8 protein-coding genes are annotated in these 21,422 nt (G+C 68.8%); 6 read left to right on the forward strand and 2 right to left on the reverse strand.

Features of this window, described 5'->3' with window-relative positions:
* Positions 1 to 59: 59 nt before the first annotated feature.
* Positions 60 to 9,341 carry a PASTA domain-containing protein gene (locus QM741_RS09815; protein WP_415207530.1) on the forward strand — a complete coding sequence of 3,094 codons (9,282 nt, stop codon included), beginning with the start codon at positions 60 to 62 and terminating at the stop codon, positions 9,339 to 9,341.
* Between the two features lie 259 nt (positions 9,342 to 9,600).
* Here QM741_RS09815 and QM741_RS09820 read toward each other — a convergent pair whose 3' ends face one another.
* On the reverse strand, positions 9,601 to 10,800 hold the full coding sequence (locus QM741_RS09820) for a hypothetical protein (RefSeq protein ID WP_415207531.1): 1,200 nt from the start codon (positions 10,798 to 10,800) through the stop codon (positions 9,601 to 9,603).
* A 269-nt stretch (positions 10,801 to 11,069) separates the two neighbouring features.
* Between QM741_RS09820 and QM741_RS09825 the strand changes: the two genes are divergently transcribed.
* The 3 genes from QM741_RS09825 to QM741_RS09835 all read left to right on the forward strand — a co-directional run bounded on the left by QM741_RS09825 (position 11,070) and on the right by QM741_RS09835 (position 15,552).
* Positions 11,070 to 11,624 (forward strand): ECF-type sigma factor, encoded by a 555-nt coding sequence (locus QM741_RS09825; protein WP_415207532.1) that lies wholly within the window; start codon positions 11,070 to 11,072, stop codon positions 11,622 to 11,624.
* Positions 11,625 to 11,634: 10 nt separating this feature from the next.
* Entirely contained in the window at positions 11,635 to 14,043 is a 2,409-nt protein-coding gene (locus QM741_RS09830; RefSeq protein WP_415207533.1) for a protein kinase domain-containing protein, read from the forward strand.
* Positions 14,044 to 14,463: 420 nt separating this feature from the next.
* Positions 14,464 to 15,552 carry a hypothetical protein gene (locus QM741_RS09835; protein WP_415207534.1) on the forward strand — a complete coding sequence of 363 codons (1,089 nt, stop codon included), beginning with the start codon at positions 14,464 to 14,466 and terminating at the stop codon, positions 15,550 to 15,552.
* 69 nt (positions 15,553 to 15,621) lie between these two features.
* On the opposite strand, the gene QM741_RS09840 is transcribed toward QM741_RS09835, so the two are convergent.
* Positions 15,622 to 17,763 (reverse strand): RelA/SpoT family protein, encoded by a 2,142-nt coding sequence (locus QM741_RS09840; RefSeq protein WP_415207535.1) that lies wholly within the window; start codon positions 17,761 to 17,763, stop codon positions 15,622 to 15,624.
* Between the two features lie 127 nt (positions 17,764 to 17,890).
* Between QM741_RS09840 and QM741_RS09845 the strand changes: the two genes are divergently transcribed.
* Both QM741_RS09845 and QM741_RS09850 read left to right on the forward strand, forming a co-directional pair.
* On the forward strand, positions 17,891 to 20,209 hold the full coding sequence (locus QM741_RS09845) for an alpha-N-acetylglucosaminidase (protein WP_415207536.1): 2,319 nt from the start codon (positions 17,891 to 17,893) through the stop codon (positions 20,207 to 20,209).
* Positions 20,206 to 21,354 (forward strand): acyltransferase family protein, encoded by a 1,149-nt coding sequence (locus tag QM741_RS09850; RefSeq protein ID WP_415207537.1) that lies wholly within the window; start codon positions 20,206 to 20,208, stop codon positions 21,352 to 21,354. The genes QM741_RS09845 and QM741_RS09850 overlap by 4 nt, the downstream gene beginning before the upstream one ends.
* Positions 21,355 to 21,422 lie beyond the last annotated feature (68 nt).

Raw genomic sequence — 21,422 nt, forward strand, 5'->3', positions numbered from 1 at the left:
GCGCCCCCTCTGCGCCGTATGGGCCTGACAACCATTGGTCACGGCTCAGGGGGCATTTCATGTACGGGCGCGAGGTCGGGAAAAACGCGGATGGGCGGGGCGGCTGGGCGGCCGTCCTGTTGTGCTGTCTGGCATTGAGCGGGCTGGCGCGGGCCGGCGAGCACCGCTTCGCGCTGTACCTCGACACCGACGCGAACGCCGCGACGGGTTGCACGCTAGCGGCGCCGAACGGCGCGGTGACCGGCGTCGAGCAGGTGCTGACGACGGTGGTGACGACCTCGACCACGGACGCGACCGTCTCGCGCATCGAGCGCCAGGTCTGCTCGGGCGGCAGCCTCGGCGCGGCCAGCGTGCTCGATCCGGGAAGCTGGTCGGCGGGAATCGGCAACGGCAGCAACGGCACCGCGGCGATCGAGACGGCGATATCGCTGTCGCTGCTGCCGACCACGGGCACGATGCGGGTGACGCCGGTCAGCACGAATGCCTCGGGCGGGCAGGACGAAACCGCGGCGTTCGCCGTGCCGCTCGGCGACGGGAGCACGGGCGGCACCGGCACGGCGGTGCCCGCGCCGCTGTCCGCGTTGCTGTCGCTGGCGCTCGCGCTGGCCGTGCTGGTCGTGGCGTTGGGGTGGCGGCGGCGCCATCCGCAGGCGTTCTCGCCGTTGCTGATCGTGGGTCTGGCGCTGCTCACGACATTGGCCGGCGCGGTCGGCACCGCGGTGATGCTCGACGGCAATGTCGGCGACTGGGCCGGGGTGAGCCCGGCGGTGACCTCGCCGCAGAACGGGCCGGTCGACGCGGACCTGCTGGCGGTGTACTGGCAGAAGGCGGACGGCAACCTCTACTTCCGCATCGATGCGGACGTCGAACCCGACACGACCACCGCCACCGCGACCATCACCGTCAGCGCCGGCACCGACCAGACCATCACGCTGCCGAACACGGCCCCGCTCAACGGCAGCGCCACGCGCAACCCGGCGGGTACGCTCACGCTGGCGTGGACCCAGCAGGCCGGCCCCGGCACCACGACATTCGGCGATGCCACGCAGGCGGTGACGACGGCCGCGTTCGACCAGGCCGGCATCTACGTGCTCAAACTGACCGCGAGCGACGGCACGATCAGCAACAGCGCGACGACGACGGTGACGGTGAATGCCGCGACGACGAACACGGGCGCCCTGTCCCTCGTGCCCGTGGCCGACCGCAGCATCGTGCTCGGCACGCGCTACCAGCAGGTGCTGCAGGTGACCGGCACGGCCTCGGCGCAGTCGCTCACGTACACGCTGCCGAGCGCGCCGACGGGCGCGGCGCTGAACCCCTCGCCGCTGGTGGACTGGACGCCGGATGCGAACCAGCTCGGCACGCACGCGTTCACCGCGCAGGTGACCGACGGCACCGGCGACACGGCGACGACGACGTTCCACGTCACCGTCACGCAGACGAACCATGCGCCGGTGCTGGCGGCGCAGCCGGACGAGACCGTCGCGATCGGGGCGAACTTCACGCGCACGCTGATGGCGAGCGACCTCGACGCGGGCGACACGCTGACGTTCGCGCTCGTGTCGGGTCCGGCGGGCATGACGCTGGCCGGCGCGCATCTGATGTGGACGGCGAACGTCACGGCGGGCGACTACGCGGCGACGGTGAAGGTGAGCGATGCGGGTGGCCTGTCCGACACGCGCACGTTCACGCTGCACGTGCTGCCGGCGGTGGCGCCGGTGGCGCACGACGACGAGTACAGCGTGCGCCTGGGCGACACGCTGACGGTCGCTGCGGCGAGTGGCGTGCTCGCGAACGACTACACGCCGCCGGGCGCGGCGCTGACGGCGAACAAGCTCAGCGAGCCCGACAAGGGAACGTTGAACACGTTCAACGCCGCCGGCAGCTTCACGTTCACCGCGCCGCCGACGCTCTCGCCGCCGGCCTTCAAACCGGTCGTGAAGTGGAGCGTGGGTCGGCTGAATTGGTACCTCTACGGCAACGCGCGCATCGTGCGCGTGCCGGGGCGCGCGGCGCCGTTGGTGATCGTGCCCTTCACTGCGGACTACAACGGCTTCGTCGCGTTCGACGGCGCGACCGGCGAGGAAGTCTGGGAAGTCGGCGAGCATCTGGTCATGCCGGACAAGTACGCATCGCTCGGCGATTGCCAGCCCGACGACAGCGACGGTTACGACCAGAGCGCGATCGGCGACATCGACGACAGCGGCGTCCCCGCCATCGTCACGGCCGTCGGCCACTGCTCGGGCTCCCCCGACGCCGACGACACCCGCATGCTGGCGCTGAGCGCCGCGGACGGCAGCGTCAAATGGATCAGCGATCCGCTCGGATTCCACCTGAACGCCGACAACGGCGGCGGCTATTACAATATCGTCTTCGGCGTGACGCCGGTAATCGCGCGCCTGCACGCGGGCGAGACGCCGACCGTGCTGCTCAAGCGTGCGGGCGGCGGCTACATCAACCGTTACAGCGCCGACACCGAGTTCTGCAGCCAGTACGACGCGAGCACGACGCTGACGATGTGCACCGGCGTCATCGGCCTCGATGGCGCCGATGGCACGGTGCGCCAGGAATGGGTCGCGCCGGCGGACTATTATCAGGCCTATGGCGGAGAATCGAACGGCGGACGCGACGCCTTCGGCCATCTCGTTGTCGCCACGATCAGCGGCGTGTGCGCGCCGTGCCTGATCGCCAACGGCGCGGTCTGGGGCCCCGACGGCAACCTGATCTCGAACTGGATGGACAACAGCGCCGTGCAGGACACCGCGGTCGTCAAGCTCGGCGACGGCGCCGCGGCGATCGTGAGCCTGGAGCTCGGCGGCCACGGCGGACTCGTCGCGCGCCGCGCCGCCGACGCCAGCGTGATCTGGAAGACCGAGCTGCCGGACTGGGGCAACGTCAACACCGGCGCGCTGACCGTCGGCGACCTCGACGGCGATGGACTGCCCGAGATCGTCACCCATCTCGGCCCGGCGATCTGGGCGTTCGACCGCCACGGCCAGGTGCGCTGGGTCCATTCGCTCGGTCCGAACGCCGACAGCACGATCGAGGTGCAGAACCGCCCGGTGATCTTCGACCTCGACGGCGACGGCGAAGCCGAAGTCGTCTACCAGTGGGGCCAGGGCCCCAACTACGGCACCCGCCTGGGCGGCGTCGATTTCCTGCACGGCAACGACGGCACGGTGAAAACCCACCTCGATTTCGCCGACATGGGAGTCACCAACATCAATTCCGCCACGCGTCTGTCTCCGCTGTTGGGCGACATCGACGGCAGCGGCCATGCCAGCCTCGTGTTCGGCGCGCCGAGCGGCGGCTACACGGGAACGAGCTATGTCTACGCGCTCGCCGCGCAGAACAACGACTGGCGGCCGACGCGCCCGGTGTTCGGCGGCTACGACTACCACGTCGCCGACATCAACGACGATGGCAGCATTCCGCAGTTTCCGCTCGTCGACAATTTCGAAACGCCGGCCACCAACGTGTTCGGCACGCAGCCGCAGATCGCAGCCGCCGTCGATCCGCGCAAGGCGATGCAGACGAGCTTCACCTATGCGGCGAACGCGAACGGGCTCACGTCGGCGCCCGCGACGGTGACGATAAACCTCGTGCCGCAGAACCGCCCGCCGGTGTTCGTCACCACGCCGCCGACCACTTGGTTGCATGGGCAGAACCTCGCCGACCTCTACCATCCGCATGCGGTCGATCCCGACGTCGGCGACACGGTCACCTACAGCGTGGTGTCCGCGCGCGGCGACCTCGTGGGCTGCACGATCGATGCGACCAGCGGCGCATTCACGCCGGCATCGACGTCGGGCGTTTGCCAGATGGGCGACGGCGACTCCGGGTTGGGCTTCAACACCATCATCATCGCCGCGACCGATTCGCAGGGCGCGACGACATACCAGACGATTCAGTTGCGCGAGAGCGGCGGCACCGCCACGGTGCCCGACGTGGTCGGCAAGACGCAGGCCGACGCGACGAGCACGCTCGCCGCCGCGGACTTCGGCGTGGGTTCGATCAGCCAGATCCATGCGCCGGCACCGGCCGGACAGGTGTTGAGCCAGTATCCTTCCGCCGGCGGCAGCGCGAACCTCGGTTCGGCGGTGGACCTGACCGTCTCGCTCGGACCGCCGCCGACCGCGCTGCCGAATGTCGTCGGCCTGGCGCTGCCCGCGGCGCGCCAGACGCTCGCGGGGCCGGGCTTCACCTCGGTGGTGATCGTGCCCGTCGCGACGACGACCGCGCCGGAAGGCGAAGTGCTGAACGAAAGCCCGGCGCCGGGCACGCTGCTCGCGCCGCCGGGCCCGGTGACACTGAAGGTGTCGAGCGGTCCGCCGTTGACCGGCACGGTGACGCAGATCGTCGTCTCGCCGGGCGCGCCGCAGGCGCACGTGGTCAACGAAAGCTTCGGCTACACCGCGACCGCGATCCTCGCCGACGGCACCAGCGCGGACGTGACGATCGCCGCGACCTGGAGCGCGACGCCGGCCGGCATCGCGCAGATCGTCAGCGGCGGCGACACGGTCGCGCTCGCGCCGGGCAACACGACGATCAAGGCCACGCTGAACGGCGTCAGCGGCACCTCGGCGCTGACCGTGGTGTCGTTCGCAGCCGGTGACCAGACCGGGCCGGTCGCGCAGATCGACTCGCCAGGCGACAACGACAACGTCACCGCGCCGACGGACGTTACCGGCACGGCGAGCGACGCGCACTTCCTGCGTTACGAGCTCGCGCTCGCGCCGGCCGGCACGAGCGACTGGACCACGCTCGCTACGGGCACCTCGCCGGTATCGTCGGGCACGCTCGGCAAACTCGACCCGACCGCGCGTGTCAACGGCGCGTACACGCTGCGCCTGGCCGTGTTCGACGCGGGCGGCAACGAGACCGACGCGACGATCGGCATCGTCGTCATGGGTCAACAGAAACCGGGCCTGTTCACGCTGGGCTACGTCGACCTCAACGTCGCCGCGGCCGGCACCCCGATCACGGTGACGCGCAGCTACGACAGCCGCGACAAGACGATCGGCGATTTCGGCATCGGTTGGCGGCTCGGCGTCAACACGATGCGCGTGTCGCAAAGCACGGTACAGGGCAATGCCTGGCGCGTGCTCGGCGGCGGCACGAGCTATGCGCTCGTCGCCGACCGCGTGCACTCGGTCAGCGTGACGCTGCCGGACGGGCACGTGCAGACGTTCGACCTGCGGATCACGCCCAATACCTCGAACTACGTGCCGTTCTCGACGCTGAACGCCTCGTACGTGCCCGAACCCGGCATGGTCGGCACGCTGCAATGCCTGGACAACACCAACCTGCTGATCGCCGACTCGCAGCCGGGCGTCGTCACGCTGCTCGACGACACCACGCTGGGCACGTTCGATCCGAAACACTTCCGCTACACCAACGTCGACGGTACGCAGTTCGAGTTCGACGCGACGGGTGTCACCAAGGTGACCGACGCGCGCGGCAACAGCACCACGTTCTCCGCGACCGGCATCACGTCCTCGTCGGGCCAGAGCGTCGCGTTCGCGCGCGACAGCCAGAACCGCATCACCGCGATCACCGATCCGTCCGGCCGCGTGCAGACGTACACCTACGACGTCAACGGCGATCTCGTCGCCCACACCACGGCCGCGGGCGGCACCTCGAAGTACGCCTACGACTACCAGCACGACCTGATCTCGGCGATCGACCCCGACGGCAACCAGGCCGTGCGCAACACCTACGACGCCGCGGGGCATCTCGTGTCGAGCACCGACGCGGCCGGGCACACGATCGCCTATTCGAACGATCCGGACACGCAGACCACCGTCGTCACCGACCGCCTCGGCAACGTCAGCACGATCGCCTACGACGCCGACGGCAACGTCACCGCGACGCAGACGCCGGTCACCATCGATGGCAGCCTCGTGCTCGCGACGACGACGAGCACCTACGACAGCCTCGGCAATGCGCTGACGAACACGAATCCCGACGGCATCGCGACGCAGAACACCTGGAACGGCTACAACCCGCTGACCCAGGTCGTCGATCCGTCCGGCCTCGCGCTGACGACGAGCTACGCCTACGATGCGAACGACAACCCGACCCGGTTGACCGACGCGGGCGGCCACGCGACGACGATGAGCTACCTGGCGAACGGCCTCTCGCCGCAGATGAGCGTGCCCGGCATGGGCACGTTCGACGGCACGTTCGACGGCAGCGGCAATCTCGCGACGAGCACCGATTCGATCGGCACGGTGAAGAGCTACAGCTACGACAGCGCCGGCAACGAGACGCGCGCGGACGTGCGCGATGCGTCCTCGAACCTGCTCAGCCGCACCGACCACACCTATGATGCGAACGGCAACAAGCTCACCGAGACGGTGTGGCGCACGGTCGGCGGCACGCTGACCGCGCAGACGACCACGTTCGCCTACGACGCCTCGAACCGCCTGGTCGCGACCACCGATGCGCTCGGCAACGTCTCGCGCACCGAGTACGACGCCGCCGGCCGCGTCACCGCGCAGGTCGACGCGCTCGGCCGGCGCACGACGATGACCTACGACGCGCTCGGCCGGCTGGTCAAGACGACGTATCCCGACGGCAGCACGGCGTCGAGCAGCTACGATGCGAACGGCAACGTCCTCACCGAGACCGATCCGGCCGGCCGCGTCACCAGCCACGCCTACGACGAACTGGGCCGCGAGGTCTCGACGACGACGCCCGGCGGCAGCACGACGCAGACGATCTACTCGGCGGGCGGCCGCGTCGACGCGACGATCGACGCCAACGGCAACCGCACCGACTACGCCTACGACTCGGCCGGCCGCCAGGTGTCGGTGCAGTATCCCGCGGTCGCCAACGGCCCCGGCGGCGCGCTCACGCGCCCGCAGGTGACGAGCGTGCTCAACGCGAGCGGCCAGCCCACGAGCCTCACCGACGCCAACGGCAACGTGACGCAGATGAGCTACGACGGCAACGGCAAACTGGTACAGACCACGCTGCCCGACGGCCATACCGTGCAGCAGACCTTCGACGCCGTCGGCCGGCGCACGAGCACGACCAACGAGGAAGGCCAGGTGACGAACTACAGCTACGACGGCCTGGGCCGCCTCGTCGCCGTGTCGGGCCTGAACGGCAGCGAGCAGTACACCTACGACGAAGCCGGCAATCTCCTCACCCAGACCGATGCGCTCGGCCACGTCACCCAATTCAGCTACGACGCGCTCGGCCGCCTGCTCCAGCGCACGTATCCGGGCGGCGAGACCGAGCAGTACGCCTACGATGCCATCGGCAACGTCGTCGCCTATACCGACGGCCTGGGCCGCGTGACGAGCTACGCCTACGATGCGATGGACCGCCTCACGCGCAAGGTGCTGCCGGGCGGCGCGACGGTGACCTACACCTATGCCGCGGACGGCCAGCGCACCAGCGTCACCGACGCGCGCGGCACGACGAGTTACGCCTACGACGCCGCCGGCCGCCTCGCCACGCAGACGAAGCCGAACGGCGCGGCGCTGCACTACGCCTACGACGGCAACGACAACCTCACCGAACTGGCCTCGCCCGCGGCGACGGTCGCCTACCAGTACGATGCGAACGACCGCCTCGCCCAGGTGACCGCGCCGACCGGCACGACCACCTCGGCCTACGACCTGGCCGGCAACCGGCTGCGCCTGACCGCGCAGAACGGCATCGTCAGCGACACGACCTACGATGTGCGCAACCGCCCGATCCAGCTCACCCACAAGACCGCGGGCGGCACGCTGCTGCGCTCCTACGCGCACACGTACTCGCCGGCGAGCCGCCTCATGCAGACGACCGAGAACGACGGCTCGGTCGACGCCTACAGCTACGACGCCAAGGGCCGCCTTGCCGCGCAGACGCGCACCGGCACGCATGCGTTCACGGCCACGCACACCTACGACGCGGTCGGCAACCGCACGCAGACCACGCGCGGCGGCACGACGACGACCTACAGCTACGACAGCGACGACCGCCTCGTCAGCGACGGCGACGCGACCTACGCGTGGGATGCGAACGGCAATCTCGCGAGCAAGACCTCGGCGGCCGGCGTGGTGCAGTACGCCTACGATCCCGAGAACCGCCTCGTCTCGGTGCTGGGCGGCGGCCTGTCGAATCAATACGTCTACGACGACGACGGCAACCGCGTGCAGGCGACCAACGCCGGCGGCACGGTCAACTTCCTCGTCGACGACAACAACCCGACCGGCCTCTCGCAGGTGCTCGAGGAGCGTGACGCCAGCAACACGCTGCAGGCCAGCTACGTCTTCGGCGACGACCTCGTCGGCCTGACCGGCACGGCCGGCAGCCACGTGCCGCTCGGCGACGGCTCGGGCAGCGTCACGGCGCTGACCGACGCGAGCGCGGCGATCACGGACGCGTACTGGTACGACGCCCACGGCAACCCGGTCGCGGTCACCGGCTCGACGGTCAACCCGTACCGCTACCGCGGCGAGCGCCTCGACGCCGACACCGTGTTCTATCAGTTGCGGGCGCGCTACTACGATCCCGTCTCCGGCCGCTTCATGGCGCGCGATCCGCTGTCGGGCGAAGCGGACGATCCGGCCTCGCTGCACCGCTATCTCTACGGCTACGACGATCCGGTGGATTACATCGATCCGACGGGTGAGGAAGGAGAAGGAGGCTTGGCGGGCTTGCTGGCCACGTTCTCGGTCGATGCGGCGCTGGACGCCATTTACACCGGCGAACTGGCCGAAAAGGCCTGCGCGCTGACGAGCACCGTCCAAACCATCAGCAAGGTCGTCGGCTTCACGTCGCTGGCGTATTCGGCGGTTCAAGTGTCCAGGCAGTTGAACGGAAGCAGCGCGGGGTTCTCGAAGGAGTTCCACGTCCACGGCTTGTCACCGTTGTCGGGCGTTGCCGTCGACATCCTGCGCAAGAATCATCATGGGGCGGGCTCGGTCGCCGGTTCGGTGAAGTTTCTGTTCGACTCCGAGGTCGGCGAAGGAGACGCCTCGGGGGCGCATTTCGTGAAGATCGCATACGACCAGGAGCATGGCATCAATCTCGGCGGCGGCTCCGAGGTGACTCTGTTCGCGATCAACGCCTGCGGTGTCGTACCCGTGGCGAAACTGGCCGTGGAGGGCGTCGCCTCCAAGCAGGCGGGCAAGGGCTTCACCAATCTGCGCAAGGGCTGGTCGGCGGAACTGGCTTTGGCGCTGGAGGCCCACATCCTGCCGGTGAAACTCGAATATCCGTTCATGGAAGCCAATGGACATGGCTTCGAAATCTTCGGTTATTCCTTCCCCTCCCATCATGGCGGCGGACACCACAGCCACACGCCGCATCCGAAATCGAAGCCGAAACCGAAGCATCATTGACCACGGGGCGGAAACGCGATGCGAATGACGGGCGAAGACCGTGGGCAATATTCCGAACCCGACCCTTTCCCCCGCGAAAATCCTGCGGGTAGAGAACGCATGCTTATCCCATCAGTTGACAAGATCAACAGACTGAACCACGGAGAACACGAAGAAGGGCGTGAAAATCAGATGTTTTCTTCGTGTTCTTCGTGGTTCAAGCTTTACTTTTGATTTCTTTGTCAGCAAAGCGGATAAGCATGATAGAACGAAATCGGAATCAGTGGCTCGCCGCCGGCATTTGCACCCAGTTGCCGTTCTCGGTGTGGTTCGGGTTGTAGTTCGCGTCGTTGCTGTCGCGGTAGCCGCCGTTGCCGTCGGTCCAGTGGTAGGTCTGCATCAGCGAGTGCTGCGAGGTGCCCAGAGTCGGATCGTCGGTAGTCTCGACGCCGCGGATGTAGTCGTCCTGCAGGTCGTTCTGGCTGCGTCCGCCGCCGACACCGCCGCCACCGGTCTGGCGCGAGGCGACGATCTGCTGGTCGATCCGGGCGAGGAAGGCGTTGCTCTGCGCGACGATCTGCCGCCCGCGCTCGCCGGCCGCGTCGATGTCGGCGAAGTCCTTGCGGATCACGGCGTCGAAGCGTTGCGCGAGCGCACGGTCGACCTGCTGCACGCGCTGCAGCCAGGCGGGGTTGACCTGGAACGACGCGGAGATTGCGTTGAAGGTCGGCCGCAGCGCATCGAGGCGGCCGCTCGCCGCGCGGATGCTGCCCGGCGCCTTGAGGCCCCAGTCGCGCTGCCAGACGCGGCCATGCGGGCCGTCGTAGGGCGCGTCGAACACGTAATACGTGGCGTGGAATTCCTCCTCGACCGGGCGATGATCGATTTCGTAGTTCACCGCAACCAACACGCCGCGCTGGTTCGCCGATGGTGGCAATTCCGGCGAGCGCGGCGCGTCCGGCAATTCGCGTTCGGCGACGAAGCGCAGGTTCTGCACGTTCGCGCGGGTTTCGCGCACGAACTGCTCGAGCGTCGCCAGCGGCGCCATCGGCTGGGCGAAGATGAGCCCGCCGGTGTGCTGGCCCGGCCGGTAAATGCGCGCCGCCTGCGGGCTCCAGAACAGGTCGAGCGAGGGAAACGACCAGAACCCTTCCACGCCCTGCGGATTCTTCACCGCGACCGTCATCGTCATCGGCCGCGACATGTCGGCGTAGTTCCATTCGATCTCGCTATGGTCGGTCCACGACGCGGGCGCGGCAAACGCCGCGGCGACCATGCCACACTGCCGGGTGTCGACGACTTTGCGCAACGTCGGGCGCGCGTCGGGCGGCGCGGCGGTCGTCCCCGTATCGTCGCGCAATCCGGTGTGCGGTTCGGCTGCGACCGGCGCCGGCCGGGGCGGGTACTCCGCGGCCAACGCCGACGCCGGACCGCCGCTCTGCGCACCGCCGCAGGCTTGCAGGGCGAGTGCGCACGCCAACCAGACCAGGCACCGGCCAAGCCGCAACGATGGCGGTAGGACTCCCGTTTGCGCCGCGTGGACACGCGTACGGATTGCATCACGATAACGAATGGTCATGGCAGAGTTCTCGGGCTGCTCCAGTGCAGCGTCTTGTCAAGGCAATACGGCGAAGGGATCGGCCAAGTCTCATCGCGGCGAGCGCAACGAGTCGGGTCGTGCGCACGCGCCGCGTCGCTGCCGCGCGCGTGGTGTAAGATCGCCTCGTATCCATTGGGCGGATGCGTGCGGTGGCTGCAGGGGACCTACCGATTACCGATCTGGTCGCGCGCTGGCGTGCGGGCGACGAGCGTGCCGCGAACGCGCTGCTCGGCCAAATCTACGGCGTGCTGCACGGCATCGCGCGGCGCCAGATCGACGGCCATGCCGCGCCGGTCAGCCTCGCCCCCGGCGAACTCGTGCACGAGGCCTTTCTCAAGCTCGACCGCGGCGTGCCCGACGCGAACGACCGCAGGCACTTCTACGCGATCGCCGCGCGCGCGATGCGCCAGGTGCTGATCGACCACGAATCGGCGCGGCGCGCGGCCAAGCGCAGCGGCGACATCGTCACGCTGACCACGTTCGAGCAGGCCGATCCGGCGCGGCCGCTCGACCTGCTCGCGCTCGACCAGGCATTGAGCGAACTCGAAAGGCACGACGCGCGCAAGGCGCGCGCGATCGAACTGCGCACGTTCGGCGGCATGGAATTCGACGATATCGCCGAGCTGCTCGGCATCTCGCCGGCGACGCTCGCGCGCGACTACCGCGCCGCGCAGGCATGGCTGCGCGTGGCGCTGGATCGGTGAAACGCGGCGCATGAGCCGGATCGTTCTTGCGCTGGAACTGTTCAGCGAAGCGTTGACGCGCGAACCGGCACAGCGCGCCGCCTGGCTCGACGAAGCCTGCGCGAACGATGCGGAACTGCGCGCCCAGGTCGAAAAGATGCTCGCCGCCGACGCGCGCGACGACGCCTTTCTCGCCGCGCCGCTCGCGCTCGCCGCGCCGCCGCCCGAACGCACGGGCGAAGTCGTCGGCGCGTACCGCCTCGATGCGCCCATCGGCGCGGGCGGCATGGGCAGCGTGTACCGCGCGACGCGCGCCGACGGCGCGTTCGACAAACCGGTCGCGATCAAGCTGCTCGCCTTCGACGCCGGCGACCTGCGCGCGCGCTTCGCGCGCGAGCAGCGCATCCTCGGCCACCTGCGCCACGCGCACATCGCGACCCTGCTCGACGTCGGTGTCGACGCGCGCGGCGCGCCATACATCGTCATGGAATACGTCGAAGGCGGCGTGCCGATCACGCGCTACGCGCGCGATCGCGCGCTTGCCACGCGCGCGCGCGTCGAGCTGTTCCTGCCCGTGCTCGACGCGGTGCAGGCCGCGCACGCGCAACTCGTCGTGCATCGCGACATCAAGCCCGGCAACGTGCTCGTCGACGCGCACGGCGCGGTCAAGCTGCTCGATTTCGGCATCGCCAAGGTGCTCGACGACGACGGAGCCGCCGCCGAGGCACGCACGCGCACCGGGTTCGCGCCGCTCACGCCCGAATACGCCAGTCCCGAGCAGGCACGCGGCGAGCCGGTCGGCGTCGCCTCCGACGTGTATTCGCTCGGCGTGCTGCTGTTCGAGGTGCTCGCCGGACGCCTGCCGTACGCGTTCGCCGATGCGCGGCCGTCGACGGTCGAGCGCGTGATCGGCGAAACCTGGCCGGCGCCGCCGAGCCGCATCGCCGCGGACGCGTCCGGCATCGACCGCGACCTCGACGCGGTGCTGCTCAAGGCGCTGGAAAAATCGCCGCGGCGCCGCTATCGCAGCGCCGCCGAATTCGCCGACGACCTGCGCCGCTGGCTCGCCGGCGAAAGCGTGAGCGCGCGCGCGCCGGCGCGCGCCGAACGCGTGCGCCGCTTCGTGCGCCGCCATCGCGTCGCGGTCGCCGCGGGCGCGGTCGCCGCGCTCGCGCTGCTCGCCGGCAGCGCGGTCGCGCTGTGGCAGGCGCACGCCGCGCGCGAACAGGCGCGCATCGCGACGTTCGAGCGCGACCGCGTGCAGCGCGTCAACAAGTTCTTGTCCGACACCCTGGGCGCCGCGAATCCCTCCGACATGGGTCGCAAGGCGACCGTCGTCGACGTGCTCGCGCGCGCGCGCAAGCTCGCCGACGCCGACCTCGCCGCCGATCCGGTCACGGCGGCGTCGATGCAGATCGTGCTCGCCGGCACCTATCGCGCGCTTGCCGACTACGACGCGGCGCGCGACTGCGCCGAGCGCGCACGCGCGTTGCTCGGCGACCGCGACGAACCCGCGCTGCGCATCGAGGCCGACTACGCGCTCGCGACGGCGCTGTACGATCTCGGCGACTACACGCGTGCGGCCGGACACGCGCAGAGAGCGCGCACGCGCGCCGAGGCGCGGGGCGACGCGCGGCAGCGCGGCGACACCGCCTCGCTGCTCGGGCAGCTCGCGATGGAGCGCGGCGATCTGGCGCAGGCATTCGCCTGGTACGACCGCGCGCTCGCCGAGTTTCCGGCCGACGACGTCGCAGACCGCTCGGCCGTGCTCAACAACTACGGCAGCGCCGAGCACCGTCGCGGCGACGAGGCCGCGTCGCTCGCGAGGTACCGCGAAGGCATCGGCGTACTCGCTGCGGTCCAGCGCGACGGCGGCCCCGAAGGCATTGCGCTGTACGGCAACCTCGCGGCAGCGCTGCGCCTCAACGGCCGGCTCGGCGAGGCCATCGATGTGCTGACCACGCGCGTGCTGCCGAAACAGATCGAGACGCTCGGCGAGAATTCCCCGGACGTCGTCTGGACGCTGACCAACCTCGCCGGCATGGAATACGAACGCGGCGACAAGGCCGCGATGCTCGACTACGCGCAACGCGCCAACCGCATCGCGGACAAGCTGCCCGACGACAACCAATGGAAGTTCACGGCGCTCAAGCGCTACGGCATCAGCCTGATCCGCGTCGATCGCAGCAGCGAGGCCGTGCCGCCGCTCGAACGCGCGCTGGCGCTGGCGAAGGCGATCTTCCCGGCCGACGACTTCAACCTCGCCTCGCTCGAAAGCTGGCTCGGCCTCGCGCTCGCGACGAGCGGCGAGCGTGCGCGCGGCGAAGCGCTCGCTCGCGGCGCCTACGAGCGCCTGCTCGCGGGCCGAGGCGAGAAATTCGAAGTCACGATCGCGGCCAAGCGCAATCTCGACCGGATCCGCGCGCTGCCTTCGCCGTGAGCGCGAGCGGACGCGTCACCCCACGCGGCGGCTCGAGCATTTTTGGCACGTCGGCGAGGCACCTCGGGTGACATAGCCCGCGATCGCGTCCGCCGGCAGCGGCCGGCAACCAGGCTGCCGACGCCTTCGATACCGATTGCATCCTCGTCGCCCGACGGCAACCTCGTCGCGCCGCCGATCGGTCCGCGGCCGGCGGCCGGCCGCATATCCGCGAACCGGCATCCGCGAGCTCGTCCCCGAGCCGCCCACGAGCCGGCCGCAGGCGCGTCGACGGGAATTTGACACCTCCGACCGACTTTTTACGTCTTCCTTGAACGACACAGAACGATGGGGTTGCAAACCTGCGCGATCGCCAGGCAAATCGGGCGCAAGCGCAGGCCGCTCCGTCACCGTTGCACGTTCAACCTCGAGGAGTACGCAATGAAAACAGCCACGACCATCCGTTTCACCGCATCCTTGCTCAGCCTTGCCGTCGGCGCCGCGTTTGCCGGCGGCCCGCGCACGACCTCCACCAATCCGGCCGTCGACACACAGGCGCTGGCCCGGGCCGAGGCGAAGTTCGCCCACGCACTGCAAATTGTCGACCAGTTCAAGGCGCAGGCCACCGCCGAAGGCATAACCGGCGATACCTGGCGCTTCGAGATGGTCGCCAATCTCATGAAGGGCAGTGAGGCGAATTTCGCCTCGGTGTCGCTCGCACGTTCGTACACGGACGCCATGAGTGCCTCGATCGCGGTCGCGCATGCCGGCAACGCGGCATCGGCCCCCTCAAACGACAGCGCGGCGGCTGCGGACTCCAGCGCATCGTCGGTCGCCGCGGGACTGGGCAGCGCCACGACCGACTTGGTCTATGTGCCAATCTCCCCCTGCCGCATCGTCGACACGCGCGTGGGCGGCGCGCCCGTTCCGGCCGGCACCGTGAAGAGCTATTTCTTCTATGCTTCCAACGTCGGTAACGGCTCATGTTCGGTTACCGGACAGATTCCCGGCACCACCGCTGCCGCGGCCTTTGCCGCCAACGTGACCGTCGCCGAGAGCGGCATCACCGGGATTCCCGTCGGCTCCTACCTGCAAATCTATCCGCAGGGCGGCAGCACGACCACGAGCTTCATCAACTTCGGCCCGGGCGAGGTCATCGCCAATGCCGGCGTCATCAGCCTGAACCAGGCGAACGGCGAATTTTCGGTAGTGTCCAACGCGCCGACCCAGGTCATCGTCGATACCTTCGGCGTCTTCATCGCGCCGCAACCGACGGCACTGGAATGCACGACAGTGGACGGTACGACCGTGTCGCTGTCGGCCAACGGCGGCGTCTCCTATATCCAGGCGGGCACCTGCCCGAGCGGATATACGCAAACGGCGACGTATTGCGTTTCGGATTTTCTGCTTTCTTCGAACGTCTACACGCTGAACGTGCTCAGCGCCTCCTGTCTGATGAAGAACCTGGATCCGTCGAACGCACACAATGCCGTAGCCTCGGCCCGGTGTTGCCGCGTGCCCGGCCGCTGACCCGTTCGCCCGGCGCGGACTTTCGGCTCGCGCTTGAGGGATGCGGCAAGCGCAGACAGCGCGTGGCCTTCACGCCACGCGCCGCGCCTCGGTCACGTTCGGCACGCCGGCGAGGCGCGCGAGCAGCGACGACAGTTGCTCGAAGTCGGCGACGCGCACGGAGAAATTCATCGTCACCAGGCCCGTGGTCGCGTCGACGCGCGCGTTGACCGCGATCAGGTTGATGTTGGCCGCGGCGATGACGTTGGTCACGTCCTTGTGCAGGCCCTTGCGGTCGTAGCCGCGCACGACGAGGTCGACGTCGTAGTCGGCCTTGCGCGCGCCGCCCCACTCGACCTCGATCGCGCGGCCCGGATCGCGCGCACGCAGGCGCGCGAAGCTCGCGCAGTCGGCGCGATGGATCGACACACCGCGCCCCTGGGTGATGTAGCCGGCGATCGCGTCGCCCGGCAGCGGCTGGCAGCAGCGCGCGATCGTGGTCAGCAGGTTGCCGACGCCTTCGATGACGATCGCATCCTTGTCGCGCTTCGGTGCGCGCACCGGTGCCGGCGCGGCGGGCGGCGCGGGCGCCTGCGCCTCGTGCAGCAGGCGCGCCACGTGGCCCGCGGTGATGTCGCCGAGCGCGAGCGCGATGAGGAATTCGTCGAGGGTCTTGTAGTGGAACCGCGCCGGCAGCGAATCGAGGTCGACGTTGTGCAGCGCGAGCCGCTTGAACTCGCGTTCGAGAATCTCGCGGCCCGCGGCGAGGTTGACGTCCTGGTCGATCTTCTTGAACCAGGCGCGCACCTTGGCGCGCGCGCGCTGGGTGGTCAGGTATCCCGACTGCGCGTTCATCCAGTCGCGGCGCGGCTCGGCACTCTTGCCGGTGAGGATTTCGACGCGGTCGCCCGACACCGGCGCGAACGTCAGCGGCACGATGCGGCCGTTGACCTTGGCGCCGCGCGTGCGATGGCCGACGTCGGTGTGCACGGTGTAGGCGAAGTCGAGCACGGTCGCGCCGCGCGGCAGGTCGATGACCTCGCCGGCCGGCGTGAGCAGGTAGGCGCGGTCCTCGAGCAGATCGGTCTTGAAGTCGGCGAGCAGCGCGGCTTCGTCGCCGGACTCGTCCTTCGCTTCGAGCAGGGAGCGCATCCAGGCGACCTTGCGCTCGAAGCTCTGGTCGGAACCGCCGCCTTCCTTGTAGCGCCAGTGCGCGGCGACGCCGCGCTCGGCGAACGCGTGCATCTCGTGGGTGCGGATCTGCACTTCGAGCGTCTTGCCCTGCGGGCCGACGACAGCCGTGTGCAGCGACTGGTAGTTGTTGCCCTTCGGCCGCGCGATGTAGTCGTCGAACTCGCTCGGGATCGGCGGCCACAGCGTGTGCACGATGCCGAGCGCCGCGTAGCACGCGGCCACGTCGTCGACGAGCAGGCGCACCGCGCGGATGTCGTACAGCGCGGAAAAGTCGCCGCCCTTGCGCTGCATCTTCTTCCAGATCGAATAGATGTGCTTGGAGCGGCCGGCGATGTCGGCCTTGACCCCGGCCTTGTCGAGCGCGCCGCGCAGCGTGCGGATCGTCGTCTCGATGAAACCGTCGCGCTCGCTGCGGCGCTCGTCGAGCAGGCGTACGATGCGGCGGTAGGTATCCGGTTGCAGATAACGGAACGCAAGGTCTTCGAGCTCCCATTTCAGCTGCCAGACGCCGAGCCGGTTGGCGAGCGGCGCATGGATGTCGGCGGTGAGCTGGGCCAGCTCGCGGCGCTGCTCGGGTTCGAGCCGTTCGGCCGCGCGCAGGCGCGCGAGCTGGCGCGCGAGCAGGATGAAGACGACGCGCAGGTCGCGGATGATCGCGAGCAGCAGCCGGCGCAGGCCCTCGGCATTGCCGCCGCCGCTGCGCGCCGCGTACAGCGCGCCGACCTTGTCCGCGGCCTGCTGGCCGTCGAGCAGGTCGCGCAGGCCGGCGGGTAGTTTGGCCGTCTTCTGCGGATCGGGCGGGATAGCGTTTTGCTGCAATGTGTGCAGCACGTAGGCCGCGAGCGTTTCGCGGTCGAGGTCGAGCGATTCGAGCAATTGCAGCGTGGCGAGCAGTTCGGGCTCGACCGCGGCGAGCGTCGCCTGCGCGTTGGGCTGCGCGATGGCGGCGGCGGCCAGGTCGAATGCCGCATCGCCCGCGCGCGGCGCGCGCGCGAGCCACGCGGCCAGCGATGCGTTTTTTTGCGGCGCGGATTTCATCGGCCGATTCTATCGGCATCTTCCACCGGCATCGACTTTGCGACGGGCCACTGCATCGAGCCGGCACATGCGCCGTGTTCGTCCGAGCCGCTACAATGCGGCGCCGTTCGAATCCGGGAATATCGATATGCTTCGCGCCCTCGACGCGGTCCTGCGCGGCAGCGCGAGCGGGATTCCGAAAAGATTCGCGCTGCTCTGTCTGGCCGGCTGCTGGACCGGCGCGAACGCCGCCTCGTCCGCAGCCGCCGACGGCGTCCTGCAACGGCTGATGCCCGGCCTGGCCCCGCAGTTCGCGCTGAAGCTCGAACAACGCGCGGATGGCCGGGACTACTTCCGCATCGGCGGCAGCGCCGGCCACATCGAAGTCCGCGCGGCGACGATGCCGACCTTGCTGGCCGGCGTCAACGAATACCTGAAAACGGTCGCGCATCTGCAAGTCTCGACCAACGGCGTGCGGCTCGGCCCCAAGGGCTTCGTGCTGCCCGCGCCGCCGGCGCCGATCGAGAAGCCGGCGCACTATCCGTGGCGCTATGCGCTCAACGAAAACACCGACGGCTACACCACACCGTACTGGGACGAGGCGCGTTGGCGGCGCGAGATCGACATCCTCGCGTTGCACGGCGTCAACGCGGTGCTCGTCGAACGCGGCATGGACGCGGTGCTGTATCGCACGTTCCGCGATTTCGGCTACGGCGACGAGGAGATCCGCGCCTGGATCACGACGCCGGCGCACCAGAACTGGCAGTTGATGGGCAATATGTGCTGCTTCAACGGACCGATTGCGCAGGCGCTGCTCGACAAGCGCGCGGCTTCGGGCCGGCGCATCGCCGCGATGCTGCGTGAACTCGGCATCGAGCCGGTGTTCCAGGGCTATTACGGCGTCGTGCCGGCGGACTTCGCCAAGAAGCATCCCGGCGCGCACGTGATCGAACAGGGCGACTGGGGCGGGTTCGCGCGGCCCGGCTGGATCGATCCGCGCGACCCGTGGTTCGCGAAGATCGCCGAGGCGTTCTACCGGTACGAGCGCGAGCTTTACGGCGATGCGGCCGCGGATATCCCGAAGACACGCGACGCGCGAGGGTTGCCGCCGCTCGGCGAGTTGTACGACATGGAGATCTTCCAGGAAGGCGGCACGGCCGGCGACGTGCCGGTCGGCGACGGCGCGAAGGCCGTGCAGGCCGCGCTGCTGCGCGCGCATCCGAACGCGCGCTGGATGATGATGGCGTGGCAGAAGAATCCGCTGCCCGAACTCGTCGATGCTCTCGATCCGGCGCACACGCTCATCATCGACATCGAACAGGGTCGCATCGCGCGCGAAAACCGTGACATGCAGTTCAAGGGCATCCCGTGGCTGTATGGCGGCCTGTGGCAATTCGGCGGACGCACCACGTTCGGCGCGCCGCTGTACGACTACGCCGTGCGTCTGCCGCGCATGGCTTCGGTGCCGGGCAACCACATCGCCGGCGTCGGCCTGTTCACCGAAGGGCTCGACACGAATCCGTTCGCGTTCGATCTGTATTACGACATGGCGTGGCGCGACGCGCCGGTCGATCTCGCCGCGTGGACGCGCGACTACGCGCAGCGCCGCTACGGCGGCAACGATGCGCATGCCGAACGCGCATGGCAGATCATCGCGAAAACGGCCTACGGCTTCCGCGCCGATGTCGTCGCCGTCAACGATGCCGGCGACCGCGACGCGGCCCACGACTCGCTGTTCGCCGCCGTGCCGTCGCTGACGATCACGCATGCCGCGTCGTGGTCGCCGCCGACCCCGCGCTACGACGCGAACGAGTTCCGCTCGGCGCTCGCCGAGCTGCTGCAAGTCGCGGCGCCCTTGCGCACGACCGAAACGTATCGTTACGACATCGTCGATGTCGCGCGCCAGACGCTGGCCAACGAAAGCCGCCGCCTGTTGCCGTTGATCGAGGCCGCTTACGAGGCGAAAGACCGCCCGCGTTTCAAGGCGCTGACCGGGGAGTGGACGCGCGACATCCAATTGCAGGAATCGCTGCTGCGCACGAACGACTATTTTCTGCTCGGCGCATGGCTCGCACGCGTACCGCCGTGGGCTTCCTCGCAACAGGAACTTGCGCAACTCGACTACGACGCGCGCTCGATCATGACGACCTGGAGCGACCGCCGCTCCCAAGACGCGCGCGGCCTGTGGGACTACGCCAACCGCGACTGGGCCGGCCTCACGGCCGACTACTACCTGCCGCGCTGGCGGATGTATTTCGCCTCGCTCGAGCGCTCGTTGGCCACCGGCAAGCCGCCCGAAACGATCGACTGGTACGCCGTGGGCGAGCGCTTCAACCGCAGCATGAAAACGTATCCGGCCAAGGCCGAAGGCGATCCCTGGCGCGCCGCGCTCGCCATTGCGCGCGCGTTGGATCTTGCTCCCGATCAGGCCGATGCTGCATCCAAAGCGGAGAAGACGCCGCCATGACGCCGACCGCCGCACCACCGCAACGCCTCGTCGCGATCGACCTGCTGCGCGGCCTCACCGTCGCGTTCATGATCCTCGCCAACAACAACGGCGGCGAGGACGCGTTCTGGTTTCTTAAACACGCCGACTGGAACGGCTTCACGCCGACCGACCTGGTCTTTCCGACGTTCCTGTTCCTCGTCGGCGTCGCCATTCCGTATTCGGTCGAGGCGCGGCTCGCCCGCAATGACGATGTCGGAACGCTGGTCAAGCATATCCTCTGGCGCAGCGCGATCCTGTTCCTGTTCGGCCTCGTCGTGAACAACTTCCCGCTGTTCCGCCTAGACACGTTGCGCGTCTACGGCGTCCTGCAACGCATTGCGCTGTGTTATCTCGTACTCGCCACGGCCTACGTCCGTGGCCTGCGCTGGCGCGGTGCGCTGGCGCTCGCCGCAGGCGCCCTCGTCGGCTACTGGCTGTTGATGCGCTTCGTGCCCGTGCCGGGCTTCGGCATGCCGGTGCGCGACGTGCCGCTGCTCGATCCCGACCGCAACCTCGTTGCCTGGATCGACCGGCGGATTTTTTCCGCCGGCCACCTGTTCGAAAAAACGCGCGATCCCGAAGGCCTGCTGAGCACGCTGCCCGCGCTGGCCACAGCCGCGCTCGGCGTCGCGACCGGGCTTTGGCTGCGCGGCGCCGCGCCATTACGTACGAAGATTCGCAGCATCGTGTTGGCCGGCATCGTCTGCGTGGCGATCGGAGCGCTGTGGAACTTCGGCTTCCCGATCAACAAGAAACTGTGGACCAGTTCCTTCGTGCTCTTCGCTGGCGGTTGGAGCCTGCTGCTGCTGGCCGCGATGCTCCGGTTCACGGACGCGCGCGGCTCCGCGAATGGCGCCAATAGCCGCTCCGGGTGGCAGCGATTCCTGCTTGTGTTCGGCACCAACACGATCTTCGCCTACATGCTCTCGGAACTGCTCGCGGCGCTGCTGTGGACGATCCCTGTCGGCAATGATGTCAGCTTGCAGCAGGGCATCGCGAATGTCCTCGGCCGGATCGTTGCCGACGGCACCGCGGCGGCGACCGTCTACTCCCCGCTTTATCTGGCGGTTTGCTGGGTGCCGACCTGGCTGCTGTGCAGAAAGCGCATTTTCCTCAAGATTTAGCCGCGAGTCGGCATCATCGGTGCGCGCGCCTCTCCCGCAAGTCGCGGGTTCACTGCTCGAGGCGCCTA

The sequence above is a fragment of the Rudaea sp. genome (genome assembly GCF_047601565.1).
Lineage (GTDB): Bacteria > Pseudomonadota > Gammaproteobacteria > Xanthomonadales > Rhodanobacteraceae > Rudaea.